The organism is Kineococcus rugosus (assembly GCF_050871975.1).
GTDB lineage: Bacteria > Actinomycetota > Actinomycetes > Actinomycetales > Kineococcaceae > Kineococcus.
Window position 1 is genome coordinate 60,714 of sequence record NZ_JBJLSJ010000024.1, and the last position, 15,930, is coordinate 76,643.

The 15,930-nt window shown below is 75.0% G+C and carries 15 protein-coding genes; 7 read left to right on the plus strand and 8 right to left on the minus strand.

Annotated features, from left to right (window positions below):
* Window positions 1–60: 60 nt before the first annotated feature.
* On the minus strand, window positions 61–669 hold the full coding sequence (rpsD, locus tag ACRYM6_RS14770; RefSeq protein ID WP_106210408.1) for a 30S ribosomal protein S4: 609 nt from the start codon (window positions 667–669) through the stop codon (window positions 61–63).
* A 195-nt stretch (window positions 670–864) separates the two neighbouring features.
* On the opposite strand from rpsD, the gene ACRYM6_RS14775 reads away from it, so the two are divergent.
* The gene (locus ACRYM6_RS14775) at window positions 865–1,773 is read left to right on the plus strand and encodes a DUF2470 domain-containing protein (RefSeq protein ID WP_432543642.1); all 909 of its coding nucleotides are present in this window, start codon (window positions 865–867) and stop codon (window positions 1,771–1,773) included.
* A gap of 55 nt (window positions 1,774–1,828) precedes the next feature.
* On the opposite strand, the gene ACRYM6_RS14780 is transcribed toward ACRYM6_RS14775, so the two are convergent.
* The 3 genes from ACRYM6_RS14780 to ACRYM6_RS14790 all read right to left on the minus strand — a co-directional run bounded on the left by ACRYM6_RS14780 (window position 1,829) and on the right by ACRYM6_RS14790 (window position 5,337).
* Window positions 1,829–2,518, minus strand: coding sequence for an aggregation-promoting factor C-terminal-like domain-containing protein (locus tag ACRYM6_RS14780; protein ID WP_432543643.1), 690 nt, complete (start codon window positions 2,516–2,518; stop codon window positions 1,829–1,831).
* Window positions 2,519–2,932: 414 nt separating this feature from the next.
* A complete protein-coding gene (locus tag ACRYM6_RS14785; protein ID WP_432543659.1) occupies window positions 2,933–4,249 on the minus strand; it encodes a PhoH family protein in 1,317 nt (438 codons plus the stop codon).
* 326 nt (window positions 4,250–4,575) lie between these two features.
* Window positions 4,576–5,337, minus strand: a complete 762-nt coding sequence (locus ACRYM6_RS14790; protein ID WP_432543644.1) for an isoprenyl transferase — start codon at window positions 5,335–5,337, stop codon at window positions 4,576–4,578.
* Between the two features lie 247 nt (window positions 5,338–5,584).
* On the opposite strand from ACRYM6_RS14790, the gene ACRYM6_RS14795 reads away from it, so the two are divergent.
* On the plus strand, window positions 5,585–6,913 hold the full coding sequence (locus ACRYM6_RS14795; RefSeq protein WP_432543645.1) for an extracellular solute-binding protein: 1,329 nt from the start codon (window positions 5,585–5,587) through the stop codon (window positions 6,911–6,913).
* Between the two features lie 83 nt (window positions 6,914–6,996).
* On the plus strand, window positions 6,997–7,677 hold the full coding sequence (gene trhA, locus ACRYM6_RS14800) for a PAQR family membrane homeostasis protein TrhA (RefSeq protein WP_432543646.1): 681 nt from the start codon (window positions 6,997–6,999) through the stop codon (window positions 7,675–7,677).
* Here the strand turns inward: trhA and ACRYM6_RS14805 are convergent.
* A complete protein-coding gene (locus ACRYM6_RS14805) occupies window positions 7,670–9,721 on the minus strand; it encodes a thioredoxin domain-containing protein (RefSeq protein WP_432543647.1) in 2,052 nt (683 codons plus the stop codon). The two genes, trhA and ACRYM6_RS14805, sit on opposite strands and share 8 nt — an antisense overlap.
* Window positions 9,722–9,855: 134 nt before the next feature.
* Here ACRYM6_RS14805 and ACRYM6_RS14810 point away from each other — a divergent pair, with 134 nt between their 5' ends.
* Window positions 9,856–10,773 carry a Gfo/Idh/MocA family protein gene (locus ACRYM6_RS14810; protein WP_432543648.1) on the plus strand — a complete coding sequence of 306 codons (918 nt, stop codon included), beginning with the start codon at window positions 9,856–9,858 and terminating at the stop codon, window positions 10,771–10,773.
* Here the strand turns inward: ACRYM6_RS14810 and ACRYM6_RS14815 are convergent.
* A complete protein-coding gene (locus tag ACRYM6_RS14815) occupies window positions 10,764–11,069 on the minus strand; it encodes a hypothetical protein (RefSeq protein WP_432543649.1) in 306 nt (101 codons plus the stop codon). The genes ACRYM6_RS14810 and ACRYM6_RS14815 overlap by 10 nt on opposite strands.
* A complete protein-coding gene (gene mca, locus ACRYM6_RS14820) occupies window positions 11,066–11,950 on the minus strand; it encodes a mycothiol conjugate amidase Mca (RefSeq protein ID WP_432543650.1) in 885 nt (294 codons plus the stop codon). The genes ACRYM6_RS14815 and mca overlap by 4 nt, the downstream gene beginning before the upstream one ends.
* A 125-nt stretch (window positions 11,951–12,075) precedes the next feature.
* On the opposite strand from mca, the gene ACRYM6_RS14825 reads away from it, so the two are divergent.
* Together ACRYM6_RS14825 and greA are read left to right on the plus strand one after the other, a co-directional pair.
* Complete coding sequence (locus ACRYM6_RS14825; protein WP_432543651.1) at window positions 12,076–12,525, plus strand: DUF4307 domain-containing protein; 450 nt, start codon at window positions 12,076–12,078, stop codon at window positions 12,523–12,525.
* Window positions 12,526–12,645: 120 nt separating this feature from the next.
* A complete protein-coding gene (gene greA / locus ACRYM6_RS14830) occupies window positions 12,646–13,143 on the plus strand; it encodes a transcription elongation factor GreA (RefSeq protein ID WP_432543652.1) in 498 nt (165 codons plus the stop codon).
* 7 nt (window positions 13,144–13,150) lie between these two features.
* Here the strand turns inward: greA and ACRYM6_RS14835 are convergent, their stop codons facing one another.
* Complete coding sequence (locus tag ACRYM6_RS14835; protein ID WP_432543653.1) at window positions 13,151–14,347, minus strand: AI-2E family transporter; 1,197 nt, start codon at window positions 14,345–14,347, stop codon at window positions 13,151–13,153.
* Window positions 14,348–14,447: 100 nt separating this feature from the next.
* Here ACRYM6_RS14835 and ACRYM6_RS14840 point away from each other — a divergent pair, with 100 nt between their 5' ends.
* Window positions 14,448–15,875: a sigma 54-interacting transcriptional regulator gene (locus ACRYM6_RS14840; RefSeq protein WP_432543654.1), complete on the plus strand. Its 1,428-nt coding sequence runs from the start codon at window positions 14,448–14,450 to the stop codon at window positions 15,873–15,875.
* Window positions 15,876–15,930: the final 55 nt, after the last annotated feature.

Genomic DNA, 15,930 nt, shown 5'->3' on the forward strand with positions numbered 1-15,930 from the left:
ACGACGCAGGGCGCCGCCCCCCTCACGGGGTGCGGCGCCCTGGGTACGGGTGCGGCAGGCTCAGCGCGAGTAGTACTCGACGACGAGCTGCTCGTCGCAGGTCACGGGGATCTGCTCGCGGACCGGGAGGGCGTTCACCGTGGCGGTGAGGTCCTCGCGCTCCACCGAGAGCCAGCCCGGGATCTCGTTGTCGCTCCAGCCGCCCTCGCGGGCGACGATGAACGGCGTCTTGGCCTTCGAGCGAGGGGCGACCTCGACGGTCTGGCCGGGGACGACGCGGAACGACGGGCGGTCGACACGACGGCCGTCGACGACGATGTGGCGGTGCACGACCATCTGGCGGGCCTGGTAGATGGTCCGCGCGAAGCCGGCACGCCAGACGACGGCGTCCAGACGCGTCTCGAGCAGCTGCACCAGGTTCTGACCGGTCTTGCCAGGCTTGCGCTTGGCGAGGTCGTAGGCGCGACGCAGCTGCGTCTCGCTCACGTCGTACTGGTAGCGCAGGCGCTGCTTCTCGCGCAGCTGCGTCGCGTAGTCCGACGCCTTCTTCTGCTTGCGGCCGTGCATGCCCGGCGGGTAGGGGCGACGGTCCATGAAGCGGGCGGCCTTCGGCGTGAGGGCCACCCCGAGCGCGCGGCTGATGCGCACCTTGGGTCGGGCGTTGTTCATTCCACTCTCCTGATCGTAAGGTGAGCCTAGCCAAAGTCGAGAAGTCCTCGACCGGCCAGGACGATCGCGCCCCGAGGAGGCACTGTGAACCACCGGATCCGGGGGATCCAGCGGACCACGGCACCGGACCACCAGCCGATTGCCGGGGATTCGGAGCGCACCGTCTCCAACCTTACGGCCTCCGGCGGGGTGCCCGTGACCAGCCGCCCCGGCCCCGCGCAGTGGGCCCGCACCCTGGCGGTGGGCACGGTGGCCGGGACCCTGCACCTGCCCCGCGCCGCCCGGCCCTGCCCGCACCACCGCGACGGGCACCACCACGGGCACCACCACCAGGACGCCCCCGGCGACGCCGACGACGTCTTCGCCGTGGCGGCCCCGCAGCGGCGCGCCCGCACGGCCACCTCGCCCACCGAGGCCTTCGGCGTGCAGCACCTCACCGACTCCTGGGGCGGGCTGCTGCTGCTGGTGGACGACGACTCCCCGCTGCACCGGCGCCTGCAGGAGCTGGAGGGCGACGCCCGCTGGAACGGGGTCCCCGCCGTGCTGGACGTCCTGGACGTGCCCCCCGGGCAGGCCGTGCTGCCCCGGGCCCGGCTGTGCGTCACCGGCTGGGTGGAGTCGATCCTGCCCGCCGACCAGCGCCGCGTCGCCCAGACCGCGGCCGCCGTCCGGCCCCTGGGCGCCCTGCTCGACGTCGGGACCACGCGCCGGATCTGGCGGCTGGAGATCGCCGACGTGCGCGTCACGACGGCCGGCGGGGTGCACCTGCTGGAGGACGAGGAGTTCACCGCCGCCGCCCCCGACCCCCTCTACGACGACGAGGACGGCATCGTCGCCCACCTGGAGGCCGAGCACCGCGACGCCCTCATCGGCTGGGTGCTGGGCGAGCTGCCCGAGGAGCAGGCGCGCGAGACGCGCGAGGTGGCCGTGGTCGGCGCCGACCGCTTCGGCCTCGACGTCCTGGTGACGATCGGCGGCGGCACCCGGACGCTGCGGGCGACGTTCGCCGAGCCGGTCCGGCACGAGCACGACGTCGTGCGGGCCCTCTGCCGGCTGTTCGGGTGCCCCTGCGGCGGAACGGGTTCGACGCACCGGAGCGCGTGACCCGCACGGGGTCACGCGCTCGGTGCGGGACGCGCGCGGGGTCAGCCGCGGCGGGTCAGTACCAGTTGTGCGACTTCGAGTGCGACCAGGCGCTGCACGGGCTGCCGTAGCGGTTCTCGATGTAGCCCAGGCCCCAGGTGATCTGGGTGACCGGGTTGGTCTCCCAGTCGGCCCCGGCGGAGGACATCTTGCTGCCGGGCAGCGCCTGCGGGATGCCGTACGCGCTGGAGGTGGGGTTGTCGGCCGACCAGTCCCAGCCGCTCTCCTTGGTCCACAGCGAGTCCAGGCAGGAGAACTGCGAGTCGTCCCAGCCGCGGTCGGCGGCCATGATCCGGGCGATGCCCCTCGGGTCGCGCTGGGCGTTGCGGGTGGCCTCGGCGGCGGCCTGCTGCCGGGCCTCCTCGGCCAGCCGGGCGGCCTCGGCGGCGGCGGCCGCCTCCGCGGCGGCCCGCTCGGCGGCGACGCGCTGGTCGCTGGCGACGCGGACCGCGGCCTGCTCGAACCAGGCGTCCGACGTCGTGGCCCGGCGCTCGGCCTGGGCGGAGAGCAGGAGGCGGTCGGGCACCGCGGCCTCGGCCTCGGGGGCGGGCCCGGAGGTCAGGGCGGCGCCGGCCAGGACGGAGGCCGAGACGGCGACGACGCCGGGGGCGGCGATCCAGGCGAGGCGGCGGCGGCGCCGGGGCGCGGGGTCGCTGGTGGTGGTGCTCTGCTCGTCCGGGGACGCGGTGGGGCTGTGGGGCGGCAAGCCGGGCCTTCCGACGTTCTCCCGGCTCACGCCCGGTCGATCTGTCCACCCGCCGCCGGGGCGCGGCGTCCCGTCCGGGGACGTCGCCGTGAGGCCCGTCCGACCCGTCGGCCCCGTCGTGCGGCCCGTCGGTCGGCGTCGTCACCGGGCCCGGGGTGCCCGGTCCGGCGACGGCTGCGAGGTGCTGTCGTCGGACGACGCTGCCCCGGGGACCGGGGTGCGGGCAAACCGCGATCACCGGTTTCGTCACGCTCAGGTCACGGATCAGCAACGCTCCGTCGACCTTTGTGGAACATCTCACACCCTGCCGCACCGGTGGCGAGGTTTTGACGCAGGCCGGACGCGTCCGGTTCCGGGCACGGGGCCGTCCCCGTGCCCGGAACCACCCGCCTCAGCCGTCCCTCCCGTCCCCGATCACGCCCCGAAGTCGGCCAGCAGCTCGGTCACCAGCGCCGCGACCGGCGAGCGCTCCGACCGCGTCAGCGTCACGTGCGCGAACAGCGGGTGCCCCTTGAGCGCCTCCACGACGGCCGCGACCCCGTCGTGCCGGCCCACCCGCAGGTTGTCGCGCTGGGCGACGTCGTGGGTCAGGACCACCTTCGAGCCCTGCCCGATGCGCGAGAGCACCGTCAGCAGCACGTTGCGCTCCAGCGACTGCGCCTCGTCCACCACGACGAAGGAGTCGTGCAGCGACCGGCCGCGGATGTGCGTCAGCGGCAGCACCTCCAGCATCCCCCGGGCGAAGACCTCCTCGACGACCTTCGGGTCGACCACGGCCTCCAGGGTGTCGAAGACCGCCTGGCCCCACGGGCCCATCTTCTCGGCCTCGGTGCCCGGCAGGTACCCGAGCTCCTGACCGCCCACCGCGTACAACGGCCGGAAGACCACGATCTTGCGGTGCTCGCGGCGCTCCATGACCGCCTCCAGCCCCGCCGCCAGCGCCAGCGCCGACTTCCCCGTCCCCGCCCGGCCGCCCAGGGAGACGATGCTGACCGTCGAGTCCATCAGGGCGTCCAGGGCGATGCGCTGCTCGGCCGAGCGGCCGCGCACCCCGAACGCCTCCCGGTCGCCCTTGACCACCCGCAGCTGCTTGTCGGCGCCGACCCGGCCCAGCGCGTGCCCGCGCGGGGAGGAGAGCACCACCCCGGTGTTCACCGGCAGGTCGCGCACCTCGGCGGTGTCGAGCGTGCCCTCGTCGTACAGGTGCGCGACCTCCTCGGCGGTCGCGGTCAGCTCCACCACGCCCGTCCAGCCGGAGTCGGGCGCCAGCTCGGCGCGGTACTCGTCGGCCGTCAGGCCGATCGCGGACGCCTTCACCCGCAGCGGCACGTCCTTGGACACCACCGTCACCGCGTGCCCCTCGTCGGCCAGGTTCCGGGCGACGGCCAGGATGCGGGTGTCACCGGCCGTGGCGAGCGGCCCACCGCGCAGCGACGACGGCAGCGCGCCGGTGTCGGAGTGGTTCAGCTCCACCCGCAGCGTCCCGCCGCTGTCCCCGATGGGCATGGGGGCGTCGAGCCGGCCGTGCTCGACACGCAGGTCGTCCAGGCGGCGCAGCGCCTCCCGGGCGAAGTAGCCCAGCTCGGGGTGGTGGCGCTTGCCCTCCAGCTCGCTGACCACGACGAGCGGCAGCACCACGTCGTGCTCGGCGAAGCGGAACAGGGCACCGGGGTCGGACAGCAGGACGGAGGTGTCCAGGACGAAGGTCTGTCGGTCGGGGTCGGGCTGCACGGCTCCCGCACGGGCGGGGGTGTTCGGCGCGGCGGGGCGGGGGCTGGTGACCACGAACGTCTCCCGTTCTCGGGAGCCCGGGACGCGTCCACGCCCGGACCCCCCTCAGCGGCGGCGGACCGGGACCTCAGGTCGCCCTGCGGGCGACCCGGGACCGGGCCTCCCCGCTGCGCTGGGCAGCACTCACGGCGACCTCCCGAGGCGGGGGGCGGACGCTCCCCGTCTGCCCCCGACGCTATCGGCCGCACGGGCGTGACGGACGAGGAACACGCGGTCCGCTGTGACGAGTGGGTGACATCCCGGTGAACCGGGCCGGCGGCGCGGGCTCAGGCGCCGAAGCGCCGCTCCCGGGCCGCGTACGAGCGCAGCGCCCGCAGGAAGTCGACCTTGCGGAAGTCCGGCCACAGCACCTCGGTGAAGAAGAACTCCGAGTGCGCGCTCTGCCACAGCAGGAACCCCGACAGCCGCTGCTCCCCCGAGGTCCGGATGACCAGGTCGGGGTCCGGCTGGCCCTTGGTGTAGAGGTGGTCGGCGATGTGCTCGACGTCCAGGACCTCGGCCAGGTCCGCCATCGAGGTGCCCCGCGCGGCGTGCTCGCGCAGCAGGGCGCGGACCGCCGCGGCGATCTCCTGGCGGCCGCCGTACCCGATGGCGACGTTGACGACGCCGGTGGTGATGCGGGCGGTCTGCTCGGCCAGGGCCCGCAGGTGCGCGGCGCTGGGGTCGGGCAGCAGGTCCAGGGAACCGACCGGGTGGACCTTCCAGCGCTTCGTGGCCGCGACCCGGGCCACGGCGTCCTGGACGATCGCGATGAGCGGTTCGAGCTCGTCGGCCGACCGGTTCAGGTTGTCGGTCGAGAGCAGGTACAGGGTGACGATCTCGATGCCCTCGTCGGCGCACCAGCCCATGACCTCGACGACCTTGTCCGCACCGGCGCGGTGACCGTGCGAGCTGGGCGCCCCGAACGCCTTGGCCCACCGGCGGTTGCCGTCGAGGATGATGCCCACGTGGCGGGGCAGCACGTCCGGGTCCAGCGACCGTTCCAGCCGCCGCCCGTACGCGCCGTAGAGGAGATCGCGGAGGCCCATCGGCGCTCACGGTATACCCGCCGCGGCACCCGGCCCCGCTACCGCGCCGCACCCGCGCACCACCCGCGCACCACCCGCGCACCACCCGCGCACCACCCGCCCACCACCCGCCCACCACCGGTGCAGCACCCGCACGGGCGAGCCGTCGTTGACCGGTTGCGCGCGCCACCATAATCTCGCGTCACGGTGACGAGGACGTCACCGGCAGGTGACCGCGCCGTCGCGGTCCGTCGCATCGGAGAGCAGAGTGGACCGCAGCACCACGTCCCGTCGTTCCATCCTCAGCCTGGCCCTGGCGGCGCCCCTGGCCGTCCCGGCGCTCGCCGCGTGCGGCGGCTCCTCCGGGCCGGGACAGGCCGCCGAGGGCGGCGCCAGCATCTGGATCCTCACCGGCCAGCCCGCCGAGGGCATCCGCACGGACTCCATCGAGGCCTTCAACGAGAAGAACCCCGACGGCGAGCTGGCCGTCTCCTCGTTCCAGAACGACGCGTTCAAGGCGAAGATCAAGACCGCCATCGGCGCCGGCGAGGCGCCGACGATCATCTGGACCTGGGGTGGCGGTGGTCTGCGCAACTACGTCGAGAACGGCCAGGTCGAGGACCTCACCTCCTTCTTCGAGGAGACGCCCGAGCTCAAGGACAAGCTGTTCGAGAGCGCCTTCGGCGCCGCCACCGTCGACGGCAAGGTCTACGCCGTGCCGTGCGAGGACGTCTCGCCGATCGTCCTCTTCTACAACAAGCGGGTCTTCGAGAAGGTCGGCGCGCAGCCCCCCACCACCTGGGGGGAGGTCATGGAGCTGGTGCCGGTGTTCAACGCCGCAGGCATCGCGCCGTTCTCGCTGGGCGGGCAGTCCCGGTGGACGAACATGATGTGGCTGGAGTTCCTCTACGACCGCATCGGCGGCCCCGAGGTCTTCCAGGCCGTCTTCGACGGCCAGCCGGACGCCTGGTCGCACCCGGCCTCCCTCGACGCGCTGACCAAGCTGCAGGACCTCGTGCGCGCCGACGGCTTCATCAAGGGCTTCGCCTCCATCACCGCCGACTCCAACGCCGACCAGGCGCTGCTGTACACCGACAAGGCCGCGATGATGGTCCACGGCACCTGGACGTACGGGAGCATGAAGTCCGACGGCGGCGACTTCGTCACCGGCGGGCACCTGGGCTGGATGAACTTCCCGCCCGTCGAGGGTGGGGCGGGCGACCCGAGCAACACCGTCGGCAACCCCTCGGCGTACTACGCGCTGTCCTCCAAGGCCACCGAGGAGGAGAAGACGGCCGCCAAGAAGTACTTCGCCGAGGGCCTGAACACCGACGAGACGACGAAGGCGTGGATCTCGGTGGGCTCGGTGCCGATCGTCAAGGGCTCCGACAGCCAGTTCTCCTCCTCCGAGGACGCCGAGTGGCTGCAGTTCGTCTACGACGTCTCCAGCGGCGCGGCCACCTTCACCCAGTCCTGGGACCAGGCGCTGTCGCCCACGGCGGCCGAGGCGCTGCTGGACAACATCGAGAAGCTCTTCGGCCTCTCGATCACGCCCCAGCAGTTCGCCGACGCCATGAACGCGGTCATCGGGTCTTGAGCCCCGCGGTGCCCGGGGCGGGCGGGGCGCCCCGGGCGCCCGGCCCGCCCGGCCCGCCCTGCCGCAGCGGCTACCGTGCGGGCATGGCCGACCCGCCCACCGACCCCGCCGACCTGCTGGCCGCGGTCAAGCCGAAGCTGCGCGGCTGGCTGCACGCCGGGACCTTCCCGGCGGCCCTCGTCGCCGGGACCGCGCTGGTGTGCCTGGCGCCCACCACCGCCACCCGGTGGGCCGCGGTGGTGTTCGCGGTCAGCGCGGCCCTGCTGTTCGGCACCAGCGCCGTCTACCACCGGGGGGACTGGTCGCCGCGGTGGGCCGGCGTGCTGCGCCGGGCCGACCACAGCAACATCTTCCTCATCATCGCCGGCACCTACACGCCGCTGGCCGTCGCGACCCTGCCCGGCGACCGGGCGCGGGTGCTGCTCACGATCGTCTGGGCCGGCGCGCTGGCCGGGGTCGCGTTCCGGCTGCTGTGGATCGGCGCCCCGCGCTGGCTCTACACCCCCGTCTACGTGGCCCTGGGCTGGGTCGCGGTGGGCTACCTGGACGACTTCGCCGCCGGCGGCGGCACGGCCGTCGCCGTGCTCGTCGCCGTCGGCGGCCTGCTGTACTCCCTCGGCGCGATCGCCTACGCCACCAGGCGCCCCGACCCCAGCCCGCGCTGGTTCGGGTTCCACGAGGTCTTCCACGCCTTCACCGTCGCCGGGTTCACCGCCCACTACGTGGCGATCTCGCTGGCGACGTACCGGCACGCCCTCAGCTGAGGCGCGCCCCCAGCTCCGCGGCCAGGTCGGCCGGCGACGTCGTCGGCGTCCGGCACACCCGCCCCCGGCACACGTACGCCGCGGCGGCCCCGCCGACCAGACCGCGGTGCGCCAGCAGTTCCGGCACCTCCTCCCCCGGCACGCCCCGGGCCACCACCAGCCCCGGGGCCGTCGCGGCCAGCGCCACCCGGTGCAGCGCGGCGGCCCCCGCGTCCCCCGCCGGCCCGAGCACGGCGACCTCGCGCGGCCCGTCCACCAGCGCCTCGGCCACCGCCAGCCCCCACCCGGCGAACCGCGGCGAGGCCGCCGCGACCGCACCGGCCACCCCCAGCGCCCGGACCGCCGCGTCCGTGAACTCCTCCGCACCGGTCAGCGCCCCCAGCGACAGCAGCACCCCGGCCGCCGCCGAGCTCCCCGACGGCGTCGCCCCGTCCGAGGGGTCCGAGGGCGCGCCCGCCCCGTCCCGCGCGGCCGACAGCGCCGGGTCGACGTCGGCGACGTCCACCAGCCCCGCCGGCCCGGTGAACCGGTCCAGCACCTCGCGGCCGAGCTCGGCGGCCACCGCGAACCAGCGCCGCTCCCCCGTCGCCGCGTGCAGCGCCAGCAACCCCTCGGCCAGGTCCGCGAGGTCCTCCAGCACCGCGGCCGGGGACCCCACCGCGCCGTCGCGCGAGACCCGCCGCCACGCCCCCTCGACGCGGTGCACGTCGAGCAGGAACCCCGCCGCCTCGCGCGCGGCCAGCAGCAGGTCCGGGCGCGCCAGCAGCGCCCCCGCCTCCGCGAGCGCCGCGACCGCCAGCCCGTTCCAGGCCAGCACGACCTTGTCGTCGCGGGTCGGCTGCGGGCGGTCGGCCCGCGCCGCGGCCAGGCGCTCGCGGACCCGCAGCCACCGGTCGAGCTCGTCGCCGGGGTCGCGGGTGAGGCGGGCGGTGGAGGTGCCGTGCTCGAACGTCCCCGCCTCGGTGACGCCCAGCAGGTCCGCGGCCCACGGCCCGTCGTCGATGCCGAGGACCTCGACGAGGTCGCCGGGCGTCCACACGTAGGTGGCGCCCTCGACGGCGCGCGGGTTCCCGTCGGCGTCGGGCACGGGGGTGTCGGCGTCCAGGGAGGCGGCGAACGCGCCCTGGGGGGTCCGCAGGTCGCGCAGCAGGAACTCGCAGGTCTGCTCGGCGACGCGGCGGTGCTCGGCGTCGCCCGTCGCCCGCCAGGAGTGCAGGTACACCCGGGCCAGCAGCGCGTTGTCGTACAGCATCTTCTCGAAGTGCGGGACGACCCAGCCGGCGTCGACGGCGTACCGGGCGAAACCCCCGCCGACCTGGTCGGCGGTGCCGCTGCGGGCCATCGCCGTCAGGGTCCGCGCGGCCAGGCCCGCCGCCCGCTGCGACCCCGTGCGGGCGGCGTGCCGCAGCAGGAACTCGCACACCATCGACGGCGGGAACTTCGGCGCCCCGCCGAAACCGCCGTGGACCGGGTCCTCCTCGGCCGCGAGGGCGTCGACCGCCGCGGCCAGCTCCGCCTCGCCCGGCACCTCCCCCACCGGCGAGGTCATCGCCCCCAGGGCCGCCGCGATCCGGCCGCTGGAGGCCAGGACCTCCCCGCGCCGCTCCCGCCACGCCTCCCCGACCGCGGCCAGCAGCTGCCGGAACGAGGGGACCTGCGGGTGCGGGCGGTTCGGGAAGTACGTGCCCGCGAAGAAGATCTGCCCCTCGGGGGTGCAGAACGTCGTCATCGGCCAGCCGCCCTGCCCGGTCATCGCGGTCGTCGCGGCCATGTGGACGGCGTCGACGTCGGGGCGCTCCTCGCGGTCGACCTTGACGTTGACGAACCCGGCGTTCATCTCCGCGGCCGTGACCGGGTCCTCGAAGGACTCGTGCGCCATGACGTGGCACCAGTGGCAGGCCGCGTACCCGGTGGACACCAGGACCGGCACGTCCCGGCGCCGGGCCTCGGCGAACGCCTCGGGGCCCCACTCCTGCCAGTCGACGGGGTTGCCGGCGTGCTGGAGCAGGTACGGGCTGGTGGAGCGGGCGAGTCGGTTGGGCACCCGTCCACCGTGCCACGGGGCGGTGCCCCGGGCGCCCCGGTAGCGTCACGCCCCGTGACCGCCCCCGCACCGACCACCGCCCCGCCGTCCCTCCGGCCCGCCGTCGCCGTCCCCGCCCGGGAGGTGGTCCAGCCGTGAGGTTCGGGGTCCTGGGCACGGGGCACTGGGCCCGCACCACCCACGGGGCCGCGCTGGCGGCCCACCCCGACGTCGAGCTCGTCGGGTTCTGGGGGCGCGACCGGGACCGGACCCGCGCCGCCGCGGACGAGCGCGGCACCGCCGCCTTCGGCGACCTCGGCGAGCTGCTGGCGTCCGTGGACGCGGTGAGCCTGGCGCTGCCGCCGGACGTGCAGGCGCAGGTCGCGCTGGAGGCGGCGGCCGCGGGCCGGCACCTGCTGCTGGACAAGCCGGTCGCCACCGACCTGCGCCGCGCCGACGCGCTCGTGGAGGCGGTGCGGCGCTCGGGGGTCGCGAGCGTGGAGTACCTGACGTACCTGTTCCAGCCGGACGTCACCGGCTGGCTGGCGCGGATGCGGGACCTGGCCGCCGAGCACGGCCCGTGGGAGGGCGGGGTGTTCCGCTGGGCCGGGACCATCGACGCGCCGGGCAACCCCTACGGCGCCTCGGCGTGGCGCCGCGAGCGGGGCGGGCTGTGGGACACCGGCCCGCACGCGCTGTCGATCGTGCGAGAGCTGTTCGCCGACGTCGTGCGGGTCAGCGCCGGGCGCGGCCCGCGGGACGCGGTGAACGTGGCGCTGGAGCACGCCGACGGGGCCGGGACGAGCCTGTCGCTGACCCTCACCGCGCCCGCCGGGGCGGGCGGGTCGTTCGCGACGGTGTGGGGGCCCGGCGGACGGCACGACCTGCCGCGCTTCGGCGGGACCCCGCAGGAGGGTTTCGCCCGCGCGGTGGACCGGCTGCGCGCGGCGGCGGCCTCCGGGGAGCCCGACGCGCTGGACGTGGTCCACGCGCGCGGGACCGTCGCGGTCCTGGCCGCCGTCGAGGAGCACCTCGGGCGGCCGGACCGGGCGACGGCCGTGCCTCACCCCTGAGGCGGGCCCGGGGGGTCCTGCGCCGGCGGCCCCTGCGGCGCGGGGGCCGCGGCGGCGCGCTCCTCGGCCTCGGCGCGGGCGCGGTGGTTCACCCGCTGGATGCGCCGCGCCATGCTGCGGCCCAGGAAGTACACGGCCACCGCGGAGAGGAACAGCACCACGAAACCCGACAGGCCCGGTGTGACGAGGTCCGCGTCCACCTTCGGGGTGGTCGTCGCGGTGGACGTGGCGGTGGACGTCGAGGTGGACGTCGAGCTCGTCGCCGGCGAGGGGGTGGTCCCGGACAGCAGGATCACGCGGTGCCCCGCAGACCGGCGAACAGGTCGTCCTCGGGCGTCGTCGTCGGCACGTGGCTGATCGCGAGGTGGAAGTCCTCGGTCGGCCACAGCTCGCGCTGCAGGTCCAGCGGGACGCCGAAGAACCAGCCGTCGGGGTCGATCTGGGTCGCGTGCGCCAGCAGCGCCCGGTCGCGGGTCTCGAAGTACTCCCCGCACTCGACGCGCGTGGTGATCTCCAGCTCGGCCCGCTTGCCGGGTTCCTCCTCGGCGATGCGCTGCATCCACTCCGCGAAGGGCGACTCCTTGCCCTGCGCGAGCAGCGCCTCGTGGAAGGTGCGCATCCGGTCGCGGGAGAAGCTCGCGTGGTAGTAGAGCTTCGAGGTCGTCCAGGCCTCGCCGGCCTGCGGGAACCGCGCGGGGTCGGCGGCGGCGTGGAAGGCCGCGAGCGAGACGGTGTGGGTCATGATGTGGTCCGGGTGCGGGTACCCGCCGGACTCGTCGTACGTCGTCATGACGTGCGGGCGGAACTCGCGCACGACGTGCACGAGGGCGTCGACGGTGAACTCCTCCGGCGTCAGGGCGAAGCAGCCCCCCGGCAGCGGCGGCAGCGGGTCGCCCTCGGGCAGGCCGGAGTCGACGTACCCCAGCCACCGGTGCTGGACGCCGAGGATCCGCGCGGCCTCGGCCATCTCGTGGCGGCGGTACTCGCCCATGTCGCGCAGCAGCGACGCGTTCTCCTTCAGCCGCGGGTTCAGCACGTCGCCGCGCTCCCCGCCGGTGCACGACACGACGAGCACCTCGACGCCCTCGGCCACGTACTTGGCCATCGACGCCGCACCCTTGCTGGACTCGTCGTCCGGGTGGGCGTGCACGGCCATCAGCCGCAACGTCTCCGCCACCGTGGCTCCTCTCACACTGAACGGGCGTCGCGACCCCGGGGGCGGGGTGCGACCATCGGGGTCCATCCTCGCCGATCCGCGGCGCCGACCCGGCACCGCCCTCGCCCCGCAGGAGCACGACCGACGTGAGCACCCCGCAGACGCCCCCGGGCGGTCCCGGCCGGGTCGACCCGGCCGTCCTGGCCGCCCGCTACGGCCGGCGGCCCCCGCGCAGCGGGCCGCCCTGGTACCGGCGGCCGCTGCCGCTGGCGGCGGCGGTCCTGGGGGCGCTGCTCGTGCTGGCCTACGGCGCGTGGGTGGCCGTCGACGGCTCCCGCGGCCCCTCGTACACCGAGATCAGCCACCGGGTCCTCGACGACCGCACCGCCGAGCTCCGCTTCGCCGTGACCCGTGAGGCCGGGACGGCGGTCCGTTGCCAGGTCCACGCGCTCGACGGCTCCTCCGCCGAGGTCGGGCTCCTGCAGGTCGACTTCCCCGCGTCACCGGAGACGGACGTGCAGGAATCGGTGCAGGTCAGGACCACCAGCCGGGCCGTCACGGTGGGCGTCGAATCCTGTTCAGCGGTGTCGCGCTGACCCTTTCGGGGCTAGGGTTGACCTTTCGAGTCGCTCGCTCCCGCGCTGGCGGGGCCGGGCGACTCGGTTTTTTGCCGGCGGCAGGAGGCCGCCGGGAAGGCACGTGACAGGGAGCAGACCGTGAGCGAGACGACCACCGGCAGCACCACGTGGCTGACCCAGGACGCCTACGACCGGCTCAAGGCCGAGTACGAGCACCTCTCCGGTGAGGGCCGCACGGAACTGGCCAAGCGCATCGAGCAGGCCCGTGAGGAGGGCGACCTCAAGGAGAACGCCGGGTACCACGCGGCCAAGGAGGAGCAGGGCAAGCAGGAGCTGCGCATCCGCCAGCTGCGCCACCTGCTGGAGACCGCCCAGGTCGGCGACGCCCCGGTGTCGGCCGCCGGCGAGGTCTCCCTCGGCCACGTCGTGACGGTGGAGCTGGCCGGGGACGAGATGCGGTTCCTGCTGGGCAGCCGCGAGGTGGGCGACGCCGCCGGCCTCGACGTCTACTCCGAGAAGTCCCCGCTGGGCTCGGCGATCCTGGGCCGCAAGCCGGGCGACGAGGTGACCTACACCGCGCCGAACGGCCGGGAGTTCCCGGTCAAGGTCGTCAGCTCCGAGCCGTACACCGGCTGAGGCCCGCTCAGCGGGCGCCCGGGCCCGCCACGTCCCCCGCGGACGACGAGGGCCCGGGCTCGTCGTGCGGCGCGGGTTCGTCCGGGGCCAGCGGGGCGTCGGAGGCGGCGATCTCCTGCACCTCCTCGGTGCGCCGCCCGCCGCGGGCCAGCGCCGTGAGGCCGGTGTTGAGCACCGCCACCAGCGGCACCGCGAACAGCGCCCCCACGATCCCGAAGACCGTCGCGCCGCCCGCGACGGCGAGGATGACCGCGAGGGGGTGGACCGCGACGGCGCGGCCCATGAGGAACGGCTGCAGCAGGTGCGACTCGACCTGCTGCACGGCGATGACGACCCCCAGCATGATCAGCGCCGTCACCAGGTCGTGCGCCACGAGCGCCACGAGCACCGCGACGGTGCCCGACAGCAGCGCCCCCACGATGGGGATGAACGCGCCGAGGAAGACCAGCAGGCCCAGCGACGTCGCCAGCGGCACCTGCAGGACGGCGGCGCCGATCGCGACGCCGATCCCGTCGACCAGCGCGACGACGATCGTGGCTCGCATGTAGTGCGTCAGCGTCACCCAGGACTGCCGGGAGGCGTCGTCCACCGGGTCGCGGGCCGGGTCGGGCAGCAGGTGCAGCAGCCACGCCCAGATGCGCCGGCCCTCCAGCAGGAAGAAGAACGACGTGAACAGGCAGATGAAGAAGCCCGCCACGACGTGCCCGGCCGTGGAGACGACCCCCGTGGCGCCGGCGATGAGGGTGCCGCGGTTCTGCGAGATCGTCGTGCCGATCTGCGAGACGTAGTCGGAGATGGCCGTCGAGGTCAGGTGCAGCGGGCCGGTGGCCAGCCAGTTCTCGACCTCGGCGACGCCCCGGGTCGCGGAGTCGGCCAGGTCCGACCACTGGCTGGAGGCCTGCGACCCGACGATGGTGACCAGGCCGGCGACGACGCCCGCGGCGACCAGCAGCGTCACCAGCGCCGCGACGGCCCGCGGCACGTGCGCCCGCAGGTGCAGCAGGTTCACCACCGGCGCCAGCAGCGCGGTGATGAGCATCGCGATGAGGACGGGGATGAGGATCTCGCTGACGAAGCTGAGGCCGTAGGCGAGCAGGACGACCCCGGCGACGACGACCACGAACCGCCACGACCAGTCGGCCGCGAGCCGCAGGGCCGGGCTGACGTAGGGACGGTGGTGCTCGGGCCGCGCCGGGTGCTGCATGGGGGTCATCCTGCCCCCGGCCCGGGCGGGCGGCCCGGCCGGGCGACGGGCCCCGCCGGACCCGTCGCGCATCCGGGCGGGCGGACGTAGGTTCGCCGGTGTGAGCATCAGCCCGTCTCCCGCGCTGCCCCTCGAACCCCCCGCCGACCTCCCCCGCACCCTCGGCGCCCTGCGCGCCTCCGGCCACCGGCACGTGCCCGTCAAGGATGAGCTGCGCGCCAACCTCCTGGCCCGGATGCGGGCCGGGACCGACCGCTTCCCCGGCGTCGTCGGCTACGAGGACACCGTCGCCCCCGAGCTGGAGCGCGCCCTGCTGGCCGGGCACGACGTCGTGCTGCTCGGGGAGCGGGGGCAGGGCAAGACCCGCCTGCTGCGGTCCCTCGTGGGCCTGCTCGACGAGTGGACCCCCGTCATCGAGGGCTCGGAGCTCAACGAGCACCCCTACGCCCCCCTCACCCCCGCCTCGCGCCGCCGGGTCCTGGCCGAGGGCGACGACCTGCCCGTGGCCTGGCTGCACCGGTCCCTGCGCTACGGCGAGAAGCTCGCCACCCCCGACACCTCCGTGGGCGACCTCATCGGCGACGTCGACCCGGTGAAGGTGGCCGAGGGCCGGGCGCTGGGTGACCCCGAGACCATCCACTTCGGGCTGGTGCCCCGCACCAACCGCGGCGTCTTCGCCCTCAACGAGCTGCCCGACCTGGCCGAGCGGATCCAGGTCTCGCTGCTGAACGTGCTGGAGGAGCGCGACATCCAGGTCCGCGGGTACCAGCTGCGGCTGCCGCTGGACCTGCTGCTGGTCGCCAGCGCCAACCCGGAGGACTACACCAACCGCGGGCGGATCATCACGCCGCTGAAGGACCGCTTCGGCGCGGAGGTCCGGACCCACTACCCGCTGGAGCTGTCGGTGGAGGTCGACCTCGTCCGGCAGGAGGCGGCGACGGTCGCGGAGGTCCCCGAGCACCTGCTGGAGGTCATCGCCCGGTTCACCCGCGCGGTGCGCGAGTCGCCGGCGGTGGACCCGGCCTCGGGGGTCTCGGCGCGGTTCTCGATCGCGGCGGCCGAGACGGTCTCGGCGGCGGCGCTGCGCCGGCACGCGCTGTCCGGGGAGCGCCACGACCCGGTCGCGCGGGTCGGGGACCTGCACACCGTCGTCAGCGTGCTCGGCGGCAAGGTCGAGTTCGAGCAGGGCGAGGAGGGCCGGGAGGTCGAGGTCCTGGAGCACCTGCTGCGCACCGCGATCGCCGAGACGTACCGGGCCCTGCTGGGCGGGGCCGAGCTGTCCGGCTTCTCCGAGCTGGTCACCGAGGGCCGGACCATCGAGACCGGCGACCTCGTCCCGGCCGAGCGGCTGCTGGAGCAGGTGGGGACGGTCGCGGGCCTGGCGCAGGTCCTGGACCGGCTGGGGCTGTCGGACGTCACGCCCGGCCGGGCCGCGGCGGGCGTCGAGTTCGTCCTGGAGGCGCTGCACCTGACGCGCCGCCTGGACAAGCTGGTCCTGGACGACGGCCGGACGGTCTACGGCAGCTGAGCCGGGAGAGGCGGGTGCCCGACGGGGGCGTCCCCGCGCGGCTCGCGCGGGGACG

What these genes read in the sequence shown, in the direction of transcription:
- rpsD (WP_106210408.1), bottom strand. Translation starts at nt 669, where the DNA reads ATGAACAACGCCCGACCCAAGGTGCGCATCAGCCGCGCGCTCGGGGTG.
- ACRYM6_RS14790 (WP_432543644.1), bottom strand. Translation starts at nt 5,337, where the DNA reads ATGGGCCTCCGCGATCTCCTCTACGGCGCGTACGGGCGGCGGCTGGAA.
- trhA (WP_432543646.1), top strand. Translation starts at nt 6,997, where the DNA reads ATGGCCGACCCGCCCACCGACCCCGCCGACCTGCTGGCCGCGGTCAAG.
- ACRYM6_RS14835 (WP_432543653.1), bottom strand. Translation starts at nt 14,347, where the DNA reads ATGCAGCACCCGGCGCGGCCCGAGCACCACCGTCCCTACGTCAGCCCG.